This is a genomic window from Flagellimonas oceani (assembly GCF_011068285.1).
In the GTDB taxonomy this organism is placed as follows: Bacteria; Bacteroidota; Bacteroidia; order Flavobacteriales; family Flavobacteriaceae; genus Flagellimonas; species Flagellimonas oceani.
The window spans coordinates 2,443,306-2,455,649 of the sequence record NZ_CP049616.1; the positions used below are offsets into that span (position 1 = coordinate 2,443,306).

The window sequence follows — 12,344 nt, forward strand, 5'->3', positions numbered from 1 at the left end:
CAATTAAAATTCCGTTTTTTACGGCACTTATCGACCCATCAAAAAAGCGACCTCATCCAAAGATCCAGATTGTTGAATTAAAATTTGATGAATGAAAAAAATTGTCTTTGTTTTTGTTCTTTTCACCAGTGTGTTAGCAATGGCGCAAAAGAACATTTATGAGAGCATACGGTTTGATGAATACACCGAAGACCACGAAATTTTGGCCATTGTTCCGTTTATCGCCCATTTGGAACTTAAAAAAGCCGTGGATATGGATGAGCTGAACATGTTGGCCGAAAAAGAAGGCTACGCTGTGCAGAATGCTTTGGAAACTTATTTTTCCAGACGAAAAAAACGTAAGAAGTTCAATGTGGATTTCCAAAATATCATGAACACCAACGCCATTCTGGCACAAAACAACATCAATTACAACAATATTGATACGTATACCACTCAGGAATTGTGCAAAATATTGGATGTGGACGGAATAATAAGCGGCAATCTAAACCTCAATATTTTACTTTCCGAAGGGGTGCCGACGGATTTTAGTATTTTGGATTACTTCAGCGGGAACGCCAACTATGGTCGTATCGGCGTTAAAATAAGCGATGGCGACACGGGAAAACTACTTTGGAAATACGAGAACGAAATTTCCAAGAAAACCGGAAAAAACACCAACGAGCTCATCGATAAAATGATGAAGACCGCCTCCAGAAAGTTCCCGTACGACAAGGAAAAAAAGAGGGACCGAAAAGACTGATCAGCTATTCGCAAACTCCTTTAACACCTCAACAGTGTAATCCAGTTCTTCTTTGGTGTTGTACATAGAGAAAGAAAAGCGCAAACTGGGCTTGTCCAACTCCTCCCCTTCCAAAATTTCATTGAGTACGTGCGAACCTTGATTGCTTCCCGATTGGCACGCACTTCCTTTGGAACAGGCAATACCTTTCATATCCAAGTGAAACAACAGCATCAACCCTTTTTGCTTATCAAAAGGCAAACGAATATTGGCCAAGGTATAAGTACTTTTTTCCATATCACCGGAAAGGCCATTGCAAACCGCACCAGGGATCTCTTCCAAAATCCTATCCACAAAATATTTCTTAAGCTCTTTTACGGCTCCGATTTCTTCATCCAAATGCTCATACGCCTGCACGAACGCTTCTTCCAGACCAACTATGTTATGGAACGGCTCTGTTCCGGCCCTGAATCCACGTTCTTGGGAACCGCCCACGATCAACGGTTTTAATCCCGAATTTTTACGGATAAAAGCAAAACCAACACCTTTTGGACCATGGAACTTATGGGCGGCCGCTGTCATAAAATCAACATGGACCGCCTGCACATCCCAAGGATAATGTCCAATGGATTGTACGGTATCTGAATGAAAAAGTGCCTTGTTCGCCTTGCAAAGATCACCCACAGCTGCGATGTCGGTGATATTACCGATTTCGTTGTTCACATGCATCAAGCTGACCAACTTTTTGGTGTCATCGGTTTTGAGCAATTCTTCCAAATGTTCCATATCCGGGCTGCCAAATTCATCCAAATCCACATACCAAACATTGATGCCATATTCTTTTTCCAGTTCCTCCACCGTATGGAGCACTGCATGATGTTCAATTTTGGAAGTGATAATGGTCTCAACACCCAAATCCCTTACGGCACATCGCAAGATCATGTTATCCGCCTCGGTACCGCCCGAGGTAAAAATGATTTCCGATGGTTGCGCATTCAAGGTTTTGGCAATGGTTTTTCTTGCTTGCTCCACAGCGGTTTTTGCCGATCTACCAAAACTATGGGTAGACGATGGGTTGCCATATTGTTGCGCAAGAGCTTCTTGCATCCGTTCAATTACCTCTTTCCTTACCTGCGTTGTCGCAGCGTTGTCCAGATAGACTTTTTGCATGTTCGGGTTCACTTTTAACAGGTGCAAAAGTACAGGAAATAAAGTTAATTTCTTTTAAAGTGCTCCTAAGGATTGGTGAATTAAAATGGAATTGCTTTAAATTTGGTGCATGAGAAAATTTATCTTTTCAATTATCGGTTCTATAGCGATACTTTCCTGTAGCGATGGCGATCTTCAAATCGAGACCATCGATTTTGACAGTGTATCCGTACAGTTCTGCTCCAACCCTGTTGGCAACGCCAAAAACTTATTTTTCAAAATAAACGAAAACGAGGCCCTAATTCTGGAACTTCAGAACGGAGCCTTGAACAATGGCGTCGCCGGAGACACTGTAATTACCGAAAGTACCGTTCCGAGTCAATCCCAGGTCACTTACAGGGTTTTCTCCGATGGTGTGAACAAAGAATACTTTTGCGACGACATCCCCGTGGTAAATCCCACAGTTTTAGATGAGGTAGTTGCGGAAGATGGCATGGTGATCATTGAGACGATGCTTGCCGAGAACGACACCACTCGATATGTTCACAATATTAGCCTTAGCGGCATATCCTTTGTGACGGGGAACGGGGAACGCATCACCAACTTGGCCATTAATGAGTTTGGAGAGGTGAACACCGTAGTGCCCGATTAGGCATTTTGATAAATATAGACCTCTGTAGCTCCCAACCCGTATTTTTGATAATCGGCATCGTAAAACTTCACATTGTCGTACCTATTGAAGAGGTAGTGCAGCTCCTCTTTTAGCACACCCTCGCCAACCCCGTGGATAAAAACTACTTTTTGGATTCGTTTGCCAATGGCAAAATCCAACTGCCTTTTGGCGGTGTCCAATTGGATGTTGAGCATATCGTAGTTGCTCATGCCCTTGCTGGATTTAACGAGTTGATGGATATGCAGGTCCACCTCCATTTTAGGTGCAGTGCGCTCTTTGGGCTTTATGGTAGGCGCATTTCTTCTTCTGGGAATCTCTTTTTCTTTTTTGATTTTGGCCACTTCGTGGTTGGAAACGGAAATATCGCCACCAATTTTAACAAGGTCACCGGCAGCAAAATGCATGGGAAAGCCATCGTCGGTAATCAACGTTACCTGATCACCGTCAATTTTTTGAATGATGCCCGAAATGGCCTCGTCCAATACCTCTGCCCTATCCCCTATCGAAAACTTGCCCATACTTACTTTCCAACTATAAAAATGACCTGAAAATTAAACTTGAATACAAAAATAATAGTATTTTCGGGCTCTACAGATAATGATGTACCTAACACCGACCATAACCGCCATTCATGTAGAGGACTACATGCTTCCGTGCCTAAACAAACAGCTCCTTGGGGTGGACTGTCCGGGTTGCGGACTGCAACGTTCGGTGAATCTTTTGCTGCACGGTGAATTTTTGGCCGCTTTTCAAATGTACCCGGCAATCTATACCATTATCCCCCTGTTTGCATTGGTAATTTGCGACAAAGTACTGAATGTAAAGGTCAACAATTTTTTGATCTCTGGTCTTGGCATAGCAACCGTTGCTTTAATTTTAATAAATTATATATTCAAATTTATCCACTAAACATTAAAAACCATGGAACAAAAAAATCTACCTAATGTAACCATCGCCCTAGTTTTGGCCATTTTATCCTTTTTATGCTGTTGCTTTGGAGGGGCCCCAGGACTTATCTTGGCAGGAATAGCTTTCTTTTTGGTAAAAAAGGATGAAAAGACCTATACTGAAAATCCAGAGCTATACAAGAATTACAGCACGCTAAAAACCGTAAAGATTCTTGCAATAATAGGGATGGTGATCGGTGTTCTTTATCTGTTGTACACTTTTTGGTCAATCAACCAATTGGGAGGCTGGGAAGGCTACATGGAAAAAGTCCAGGAAATGACAGAACAATATCAATAAGATAGTTTTATGAACCAACAACCCTTACCCGGGGCAAGCACGGTGTTGACAATGGGGATACTCTCCATTGTCCTCACCTTGTTCTGTTGTGGGCCTTTTGGTGCCATTTTTAGCATCATTGGATTGGTAAAAGCTAAGACCGCGACCCAGTTGTACGAACAAAGCCCAGAGAATTATACGGATTACAGCAATGTAAAAACAGGCAAGATCCTTTCATATATAGGATTGGCCTTGGCGCTTGTTTATTTGGTGTTCACAATCCTTTATTTTGGATTGATCGTTGCGGCAATTACTACTGGTGAGTTGAGTGGCGAATTTTAATTCGCCACTTCACTTATAAATTTAAGGCGGTACAATCGGAGTTCTTCATCTTCGTAATCGCCATCAAATTCATCAACGGCAGCGGATATGGAATCCGTATCGGCCTCCAAAAAGTAATCATGGATCTCTTCCTGTTGGTCCTCATCCAATATTTCATCTATCCAATAACCAATGTTCAATTTGGTTCCGCTGAAAACAATCTGCTCCATTTCTTTGATCAGTTCCGGCAATTCCAATCCTTTGGCAGATGCAATGTCGTCCAAAGGCAACTTTCTATCCACACTTTGGATCACGTAGAGCTTTAAGGCGGAATTGGCACCGGTACTTTTCACTACAAGATCATCCGGTCTTATAATATCGTTTTCCTCCACATATTTGGAGATCAGCTCTACGAAAGCCTTTCCGTACTTTTTTGCCTTTCCTTCCCCAACACCCTGAATATTGAGAAGCTCGTTCATGGTCACTGGATATTTTAAGGACATATCCTCCAGCGAAGGGTCCTGGAAAACCACAAATGGCGGCACTTCATGCTTTTGTGCCTCTCTCTTACGAAGGTCACGGAGCAATTTCAATAAATTCTCATCGGCAACTGCCCCATTCGATTTTTCGGCGGTTACAATATTTCCTGTGTCATCTTTGGAATACACATGGTCCTTTGTCATCATAAACGACTCTGGATTCTCGAGATATTCCTTACCTGCTTCTGTCAGGTTTAAGATACCATATCGTTCAATTTCCTTTTTCAGCAGTCCGGCCACCAAAACCTGTCTGGTCAATGCCATCCAAAATTCCTTGTCCTTATCCTTACCTATTCCAAAGAAACTTTTCTCGTCGGTCTTGTGGGAAGATATCATGGCATTGGTCTTTCCCACCAACACCCTTACGATTTCTTTGGTCTTGAATTTTTCTTTGGTGTCCCGCACCACCGTCAAAAGCTTTACCACATCTTCCTGTGCTTCTTCTTTGGGCTTGGGGTTTCTGGAATTATCGTCCATATCCGCCCCTTCTCCATTTTCCTCATCAAAATCCTCACCGAAGTAGTGCAGAATAAATTTTCTACGGGATATGGATGTTTCGGCGTAGGCCACAATCTCTTGCAGCAGGGCATTTCCAATCTCCTGCTCCGCCACTGGCTTTCCTGACATGAATTTTTCCAGCTTCTCGACATCTTTATAGGCGTAATAGGCCAAACAATGTCCTTCGCCTCCATCTCGCCCTGCACGCCCGGTCTCTTGGTAATAACTTTCAATGCTTTTTGGAATATCGTGATGGATGACGAAACGTACATCTGGTTTGTCTATCCCCATACCAAAGGCAATGGTGGCCACGACTACATCCACCTCTTCCATCAAGAACATATCCTGATACTTGGAACGGGTCTTGGCATCGAAACCGGCATGATACGGAACAGCGCTTACCCCGTTTACTTGGAGCACTTGGGCCAATTCCTCTACTCTTTTGCGGCTCAAGCAATATATGATTCCTGATTTTCCTTGATTCTGTTTCACAAAACGGATAATATCGGCATCGACATCCTTGGTCTTGGGTCGCACTTCGTAAAACAGGTTGGGACGGTTGAAAGATGCCTTGAAGACCTTGGCATCCGTCATGCCCAAATTTTTGATGATATCTTCCTGTACTTTGGGCGTAGCGGTTGCAGTAAGGCCAATAATGGGGATGTTGTCCCCCAATCGGTTGATGATACCGCGAAGGTTTCGGTATTCGGGCCTAAAATCGTGCCCCCATTCCGAAATACAGTGGGCTTCGTCCACAGCAACAAAGGAAAGCTTTACATTTTTCAGAAATTCCACGTTCTCTTCCTTCGTCAATGATTCCGGCGCCACATAAAGCAGTTTGGTCACGCCATTGGTAATATCCGCCTTTACCTGCTTTACCTCGGTTTTGGTCAAGGAAGAGTTAAGCACATGGGCAATGCCGTGTTGCTCGGATATGCCGCGAATGGCATCCACTTGGTTTTTCATCAGGGCAATCAGTGGGGAAACAACTATTGCGGTTCCCTCTTTCATTATGGCCGGTAATTGATAGCACAGGGATTTACCGCCGCCAGTGGGCATAATTACAAATGTATCGTTATCACTAAGGATATTCTGGATTACACCTTCCTGTAATCCTTTGAACTTCGAGAAACCAAAATATTTTTTGAGCGAGGAATGTAAATCAGTATTCATTAGGCTCATTTCAGCATTTTTCAATTTGTTACAAGCAACCTAAAAGGCAGTTGAAGCTTTTAATTTTAACCGTTCGATTACAGATGAATCTATTCTCACTTCCATAATAGTCTGTAAAAGATAGTTTGATTAGTTTTGTAATCTTAAAGATAAGATATTCTTTTAGGAATACAATCAGTTAATCGGTTTATTACTTTTTTATACTTTGAGCGACATAAAGTCAATTTTATCCATAGCAAAACGGACCCTTGAAATAGAGAGCAAGGCCGTGGCAAACCTAATCGGTCTTTTGGACGAGCAATTTGCACATGCCGTGCAACATATTTTGGAATCGGATGGCAGGGTCATTGTTTCCGGGGTCGGCAAAAGTGCGATTGTAGCGTCCAAGATTGTGGCCACATTGAACTCCACCGGAACACCGGCGATTTTTATGCATGCTGCAGATGCCATTCACGGCGACTTGGGCACCATCCAACAAAACGATGTGGTCGTCTGCTTGTCCCAAAGCGGGAACACCGCCGAGATCAAAGCTTTGCTTCCTTTGATTAAATCAGGAAACCATAAGCTTATCGGAATTACGGGAAACATGGACTCCGTGTTGGCCAAACAAGCCGATTTTGTCCTGAACACCTATGTGGAAAAAGAGGCTTGCCCCAACAATTTGGCACCTACCACCAGTACCTCCGCACAAATGTCCATAGGCGATGCACTCGCCATTTGCCTGCTGGAGCTCAAAGGGTTCAGCAGTGCCGATTTTGCCAAATACCACCCTGGTGGTGCATTGGGAAAGAAACTATATTTGCGCGTTGCCGATATTGTGGTGAACAACCAGAAACCACAGGTCGATGTAAATGCCACGGTAAAAGACGTAATTGTAGAAATATCCGAAAAAATGTTGGGCGTTACGGCCGTGCTGGAACAAGGCAAGGTCGTGGGCATTGTAACCGATGGCGATGTACGAAGAATGTTGAGCAAATATGATAATATAAGTGGACTTACCGCAAAGGATATAATGACTTCCAACCCAAAAACCATAGACGTGGACACCTTGGCCGTGAAAGCGTTGAAACTATTGCAGGAAAAGAGCATATCCCAATTGTTGGCCTTTGATGGCGACAACTATGCGGGCGTGGTCCACATCCATAACCTTATAAACGAGGGAATCCTATAATGGCTAAAAAAGAGAGAAAAAGCCCAGATGAAATGTCCTTTTTGGACCATTTGGAAGAGTTACGTTGGCATTTGGTACGCTCCACACTGGCAGTTGTGATCATTGCTTGTTTTGCCTTTGTGTTCAGGGGCTTTATTTTTGATACCATATTGTTCGGGCCCAAGAACATGGATTTCCCGACCTATCAGTTTTTCTGTAATATCGGAAAGTTCTTCGGAGTAGATTCCGAGTTCTGTGGAGACACGATCCCATTCACAATCCAGAGCAGGTTGATGGCCGGACAGTTTTCCGCACATATCTGGACATCCATCTGGGCAGGGGTTATTCTAGGCTTTCCATATATTTTATGGGAATTGTGGAAATTCATTAGCCCAGGGCTTTACGACAACGAAAGAAAGCATTCCAGGGGATTCATCATTACAGCTTCGGGACTGTTCTTCCTTGGGGTATTATTTGGATATTACATCGTTGCACCGCTATCCATCAACTTTTTGGGATCGTACCAAGTGAGCAAAGAAGTATTGAACGAAATCGATCTGGCCTCCTATATTGGAACGGTAAGGGCATCTGTAATCGCCTGCGGAATCATGTTCGAACTGCCCATTGTTATCTTCTTTTTGACGAAGGTTGGATTGGTAACTCCCGAAATCTTGAAGAAATACAGGAAAATTGCACTTGTCATCATTTTGATACTGTCCGCTATCATTACACCTCCCGATATCACAAGTCAAATTATAGTCTGCATACCTGTACTTATTTTATATCAGGTCAGTATATTCATTTCCAAAATGGTAGTCAAAAAAGAAGCAAAAAAGGAAGCTAAAAGACAGAAAGCACAAAACAATGCCAAATAAAGTAGAAGAGTTCAATGCCTATCGTGCCAAGATGAACGATAAGCTGCTTGCCGAAAACAACAAACTCATAAAACGCATCTTTAACTTGGACACCAACGCCTATATGGCCGGGGCCTTGGACGTAAAGACCAAAGAATTGTTGGGCTTGGTAGCCTCTGCAGTACTCCGATGTGATGACTGCGTAAAATATCATTTGGAGAGCTCCAAAAATGCAGGTGCCAACAAGGAAGAAGTAATGGAAACCTTGGGGATAGCTACCCTGGTCGGAGGTACCATTGTAGTGCCCCATTTACGCCGTGCCTACGAATATTGGGAGGCCTTGGAAGAAAGCGAAGCTTAAAAAAATCCAAAAGACCGTTCGGTAGACAAAGAATATGTTTAGTTTTGGCAAATTCCTATGAAGCTACGCGCAGAAAATATAATGAAGGCCTATCGTGGCCGAAAAGTTGTTAAAGGTATTTCCCTTGAAGTAAACCAAGGCGAAATTGTTGGGTTGCTAGGCCCAAACGGAGCTGGAAAGACCACATCGTTCTACATGATCGTTGGCCTGATAAAGCCGAATGGCGGCAACATCTATCTGGACGACATGAACATTACCAGTTTTCCCATGTACAAAAGGGCACAGAACGGTATTGGTTATTTGGCACAGGAAGCCTCTGTTTTCCGAAAATTGAGCATCGAGAAAAATATTTTGAGCGTGTTGCAGCTTACCAAATTGAGCAAAAAGGAGCAACATATGAAAATGGAGTCCCTAATCGATGAGTTTGGTCTTGGGCACATCCGTAAAAACCGAGGTGACCTGCTCTCAGGGGGAGAACGCCGTAGAACCGAGATTGCCCGTGCCTTGGCCACAGACCCAAAATTTATCCTTTTGGATGAACCCTTTGCCGGTGTGGACCCCGTAGCGGTTGAGGACATTCAGCGAATCGTGGCCCAGTTGAAGAACAAAAACATTGGTATTTTGATCACCGACCACAACGTTCAGGAAACGTTGGCCATTACCGAACGCTCTTATTTGATGTTCGAAGGCGGTATCCTAAAAGCAGGGGTGCCCGAAGAACTGGCCATGGATGAAATGGTGAGAAAGGTCTACTTGGGCCAAAACTTTGAGCTCCGTAAAAAGAAATTGGATTTTTAGTTGGACCTAACGGTGTTCAATATTTCAACATTGGAGAATACACTCCCGTCCTCTCCCATTCCTTCAACAACCACCTTTAAGTTATCGAATCCATAGTTGGGAATTTTGAGTGTATAGCTGTTATTCTTGTCTATCCATATCAATGGCTCCCAATGAATCAATCCAAAATTCTCAAAAGCAGTGTTGGTAAACGAGATGAATTCGGGGTTATAAAATTTCTTTTGTTTTTCGAACCCGTTGTCCACCTTAAATGCAAAAGATTTATCTGACATAAAACCTTTGCCCGGGGTTAGATTTAGTTCTTGACGTTGCCTTGTAAAAATATATATCGTTTCTTTGTTCCCTGCTCTGGTCCCCATATACCTTGATAAACGATCAATATAAAAGCTCTCTACCTGAGTTAAGGGCATATTATAAATCGCATCTAAATTCATCAGCACAACATCGTCCAAAACAATATTAACCCCAGATGTGGGGTTACGCCGTGACCTTATTTTTACCCTACTGATGAAATCATTACTACCACCATCATAGGCCTGTAATTCCTCCAATACCTCATAGCCTTTAGAGCGCAACAATGATGCAACTGTACCAAACGTAAGGGCCAACTCCTCATCAACAACTGTAATTTTATTAGCCAAGTATCGGGGAACTCTTATATTCTCTCTGGCTTGTTTTTCAAGTTTACTTTGCTCGGTAACCGTAACATTGTCAAGCGCTATAAGTTTATCATCTGAATGTAAACCGGGCAATTCTAAATTGTTGCTTCTTGAGCGCATTATTCCACTCTCGGCGTTAAAGAAGTTTATTTTTTTAATACCGGAAACATCAATTTTCTCATCCAAAAAGTAGCTGTTAGATAAGCGGGCATACATATCTAACTTCGATAACTTCCCCCAATTGTTCTTTTTTGAAAAGAAGATGTTTTCTCCATTGATTGGATAAAAGTTGGTAATCAAAAACTTATCTTGGCCCGGAGAAAGGGTTACTTCTGTTGCCTCATGCTCTATCGATTTATGTACTAAAATATTTTCCCTTTTCAATTCTTCATTCAAAAAGCCATAAAGAGTCAATCCATCTACCGGATTATACTTGGTTTGTAATTTATCGCTTAAAATCTCTTGCCAATCATATTTACTATAACCTTGTGTTAAAAGGAGCAAATCAAGGTCATATTTTTTCTTAATCTCATTTTTGCTGAAATAGTAGCCTGCATTTTCTACATCCCCCTGTATATAGGGCATAAGATAAATTTGTTCGTAAATACTATTTTCTCCCTTATAAACCTTTGTGTTTTCGGGCAACACGGAAACACTTACTCCCATAGGCTGATACCCTCTGGAGTTTAATGTTATTTCCAAAGAGTCTTTTGTATCCGTTGCATAGTTTATGGAGGCTTCAACCCTATTTGCCACCCCACCTTTCCAAACATAAAATTGTCTTTCTTCAATAGGGTTGTTCCTATCGTCCAGCAAGGTCAGGATATTTACGCCTGTCAACAATTTGGTCTTATCGAAATAAGTGGTGAACACTTTACTGTTTTTGCTTAACAAGACAGGTTTAGATATGATCTCACCATCTTTATGCAAAACCAAATTTGTTCTGACATCCCCATCCTGCAATGCCAAATCATTGGACTCAACTTGGACCAAAACTTCTTTCTTGTAGGGATTGTCAACTACATTCAAGTTAATTCCCTTAGCGTAAATCCTGGGAACCCTAACACTTAATTCCTCCCCAGAAGGCATTTGCAGATTGGCAAAATAAAACACGTTCAATTCAGGTGTAATCTCAAATTTTCCAAGACCTAAGCTATTAGTTTCAATCAATGCCAATTGCTTACCAGCCTCATCCACAACTTTTATGTTATCCATTTGTAAAGGTACACCCATACCATTCTGTACTTTGACCCCCACAATATTGTTTATACCTGCTACAAGTTTGCCGCCCTCCGGCAAAAACTGGATATCTACTTTTCTTGGATCCTGTTGATTTAACGGAATATTATAATCGGACTTTACGACTAAGATTTGCTTCAAAAATGCATTATCATCTTTAAAGTTTCGCATCCAGTTGGTTTTAGCTTTTAAAAAATAGCGGCCTTCACTGAATGTTGAATCTACTTTTACACTTCCTTTAAAAAAACCTTCGTTTATGTAGTAGAGCAATTCTTTTTTCAAAACACCTAAGCTGTCATAAACGCCTACATTAATGGTTTTGGAAATTTTAGAGGGTTGGGCCCTTTTTAGGTCATACAAATAACCTTTGAACCATATTTCTTCATCCGGAAGAAATATATCCTTGCTAACTTGCAGGTATACGACCTCTCTGGGTTTTTCAAAATATTCCCTGTATTGCCCTTCTATTTCATTTTGGGCATTGAGAGTGTTTATGAGAAAAAATAAAGCTGCTGTAATAAATAATGGTACGTGTTTAGGCATTTTAAAAAAATTTAATGATTGGTTACCTAGAAAAAATTAGTCTTCCGTTCACTCATTAGAAAATACACAAACAAGACTTGTATACAATAGGTGGATTTAATCGCAAACTCCAATCGATTCTAATTTATTCGTTATTCCGGACTTTTTAAGTAATTTATCTATATAAAAACGAACAGAAAGTTTTATTAAAACAAATTATCATAATACTTTTCCCACACAAACCATTCCAAATTGCGCACTTAAAGAACAAAAACATCGGTATTTTGATCACCGACCACAACGTTCAGGAAACCTTGGCCATTACCGAACGCTCTTATTTGATGTTCGAAGGTGGTATCCTAAAAGCTGGTGTTCCCGAAGAACTTGCCATGGATGAAATGGTAAGAAAGGTTTACTTGGGCCAAAACTTTGAGCTCCGTAAAAAGAAATTGGATTTTTAAAT

At 41.7% G+C, this 12,344-nt stretch carries 13 protein-coding genes and 1 pseudogene; 10 read left to right on the top strand and 4 right to left on the bottom strand.

Features of this window, described 5'->3' with window-relative positions; translation table 11 throughout:
* The first annotated feature begins 91 nt into the window (after window positions 1–91).
* Entirely contained in the window at window positions 92–742 is a 651-nt protein-coding gene (locus GVT53_RS11145; protein ID WP_166248699.1) for a hypothetical protein, read from the top strand.
* Here the strand turns inward: GVT53_RS11145 and GVT53_RS11150 are convergent, their stop codons facing one another.
* Complete coding sequence (locus GVT53_RS11150; protein ID WP_166248700.1) at window positions 743–1,891, bottom strand: cysteine desulfurase family protein; 1,149 nt, start codon at window positions 1,889–1,891, stop codon at window positions 743–745. It lies immediately after the preceding gene.
* 109 nt (window positions 1,892–2,000) lie between these two features.
* Between GVT53_RS11150 and GVT53_RS11155 the strand changes: the two genes are divergently transcribed.
* Complete coding sequence (locus GVT53_RS11155) at window positions 2,001–2,522, top strand: hypothetical protein (RefSeq protein ID WP_166248701.1); 522 nt, start codon at window positions 2,001–2,003, stop codon at window positions 2,520–2,522.
* Here GVT53_RS11155 and GVT53_RS11160 read toward each other — a convergent pair.
* Window positions 2,519–3,061, bottom strand: a complete 543-nt coding sequence (locus GVT53_RS11160; protein WP_166248702.1) for a Smr/MutS family protein — start codon at window positions 3,059–3,061, stop codon at window positions 2,519–2,521. The genes GVT53_RS11155 and GVT53_RS11160 overlap by 4 nt on opposite strands.
* Before the next feature lie 79 nt (window positions 3,062–3,140).
* Between GVT53_RS11160 and GVT53_RS11165 the strand changes: the two genes are divergently transcribed.
* Genes GVT53_RS11165 through GVT53_RS11175 form a run of 3 tightly spaced genes read left to right on the top strand, consistent with a single transcriptional unit; the run spans window position 3,141 to window position 4,109 of the window.
* Window positions 3,141–3,452, top strand: coding sequence for a DUF2752 domain-containing protein (locus GVT53_RS11165; RefSeq protein ID WP_240904987.1), 312 nt, complete (start codon window positions 3,141–3,143; stop codon window positions 3,450–3,452).
* A 12-nt stretch (window positions 3,453–3,464) separates the two neighbouring features.
* A complete protein-coding gene (locus GVT53_RS11170) occupies window positions 3,465–3,788 on the top strand; it encodes a CCC motif membrane protein (RefSeq protein ID WP_166248703.1) in 324 nt (107 codons plus the stop codon).
* Between the two features lie 9 nt (window positions 3,789–3,797).
* A complete protein-coding gene (locus GVT53_RS11175) occupies window positions 3,798–4,109 on the top strand; it encodes a CCC motif membrane protein (protein ID WP_166248704.1) in 312 nt (103 codons plus the stop codon).
* Here the strand turns inward: GVT53_RS11175 and recQ are convergent.
* Window positions 4,106–6,307: a DNA helicase RecQ gene (gene recQ / locus GVT53_RS11180; RefSeq protein ID WP_166248705.1), complete on the bottom strand. Its 2,202-nt coding sequence runs from the start codon at window positions 6,305–6,307 to the stop codon at window positions 4,106–4,108. The genes GVT53_RS11175 and recQ overlap by 4 nt on opposite strands.
* A gap of 196 nt (window positions 6,308–6,503) precedes the next feature.
* Here recQ and GVT53_RS11185 point away from each other — a divergent pair, with 196 nt between their 5' ends.
* From GVT53_RS11185 to lptB, 4 genes are read left to right on the top strand one after another with little or no spacing between them, the layout of a single operon-like run.
* A complete protein-coding gene (locus GVT53_RS11185; protein WP_166248706.1) occupies window positions 6,504–7,469 on the top strand; it encodes a KpsF/GutQ family sugar-phosphate isomerase in 966 nt (321 codons plus the stop codon).
* Complete coding sequence (tatC, locus tag GVT53_RS11190) at window positions 7,469–8,323, top strand: twin-arginine translocase subunit TatC (RefSeq protein WP_166248707.1); 855 nt, start codon at window positions 7,469–7,471, stop codon at window positions 8,321–8,323. The genes GVT53_RS11185 and tatC overlap by 1 nt, the downstream gene beginning before the upstream one ends.
* Window positions 8,313–8,663 carry a carboxymuconolactone decarboxylase family protein gene (locus GVT53_RS11195; protein WP_166248708.1) on the top strand — a complete coding sequence of 117 codons (351 nt, stop codon included), beginning with the start codon at window positions 8,313–8,315 and terminating at the stop codon, window positions 8,661–8,663. Before tatC ends, GVT53_RS11195 begins: the two co-directional genes overlap by 11 nt.
* A gap of 57 nt (window positions 8,664–8,720) precedes the next feature.
* A complete protein-coding gene (lptB, locus tag GVT53_RS11200; RefSeq protein ID WP_108246602.1) occupies window positions 8,721–9,461 on the top strand; it encodes an LPS export ABC transporter ATP-binding protein in 741 nt (246 codons plus the stop codon).
* Here lptB and GVT53_RS11205 read toward each other — a convergent pair.
* Window positions 9,458–11,902, bottom strand: coding sequence for a hypothetical protein (locus tag GVT53_RS11205; protein WP_166248709.1), 2,445 nt, complete (start codon window positions 11,900–11,902; stop codon window positions 9,458–9,460). The genes lptB and GVT53_RS11205 overlap by 4 nt on opposite strands.
* A gap of 230 nt (window positions 11,903–12,132) precedes the next feature.
* Between GVT53_RS11205 and GVT53_RS11210 the strand changes: the two are divergent.
* Window positions 12,133–12,342, top strand: a pseudogene (locus GVT53_RS11210) (LPS export ABC transporter ATP-binding protein); the annotation flags it as partial.
* Between the last annotated feature and the right edge of the window lie 2 nt (window positions 12,343–12,344).

Coding starts and splice junctions, on each gene's coding strand:
- lptB (WP_108246602.1), top strand. CDS start 8,721: ATGAAGCTACGCGCAGAAAATATAATGAAGGCCTATCGTGGCCGAAAA.
- GVT53_RS11195 (WP_166248708.1), top strand. CDS start 8,313: ATGCCAAATAAAGTAGAAGAGTTCAATGCCTATCGTGCCAAGATGAAC.
- GVT53_RS11165 (WP_240904987.1), top strand. CDS start 3,141: ATGATGTACCTAACACCGACCATAACCGCCATTCATGTAGAGGACTAC.
- GVT53_RS11155 (WP_166248701.1), top strand. CDS start 2,001: ATGAGAAAATTTATCTTTTCAATTATCGGTTCTATAGCGATACTTTCC.
- recQ (WP_166248705.1), bottom strand. CDS start 6,307: ATGAGCCTAATGAATACTGATTTACATTCCTCGCTCAAAAAATATTTT.
- GVT53_RS11175 (WP_166248704.1), top strand. CDS start 3,798: ATGAACCAACAACCCTTACCCGGGGCAAGCACGGTGTTGACAATGGGG.
- GVT53_RS11160 (WP_166248702.1), bottom strand. CDS start 3,061: ATGGGCAAGTTTTCGATAGGGGATAGGGCAGAGGTATTGGACGAGGCC.
- tatC (WP_166248707.1), top strand. CDS start 7,469: ATGGCTAAAAAAGAGAGAAAAAGCCCAGATGAAATGTCCTTTTTGGAC.
- GVT53_RS11145 (WP_166248699.1), top strand. CDS start 92: ATGAAAAAAATTGTCTTTGTTTTTGTTCTTTTCACCAGTGTGTTAGCA.
- GVT53_RS11150 (WP_166248700.1), bottom strand. CDS start 1,891: ATGCAAAAAGTCTATCTGGACAACGCTGCGACAACGCAGGTAAGGAAA.
- GVT53_RS11170 (WP_166248703.1), top strand. CDS start 3,465: ATGGAACAAAAAAATCTACCTAATGTAACCATCGCCCTAGTTTTGGCC.
- GVT53_RS11205 (WP_166248709.1), bottom strand. CDS start 11,902: ATGCCTAAACACGTACCATTATTTATTACAGCAGCTTTATTTTTTCTC.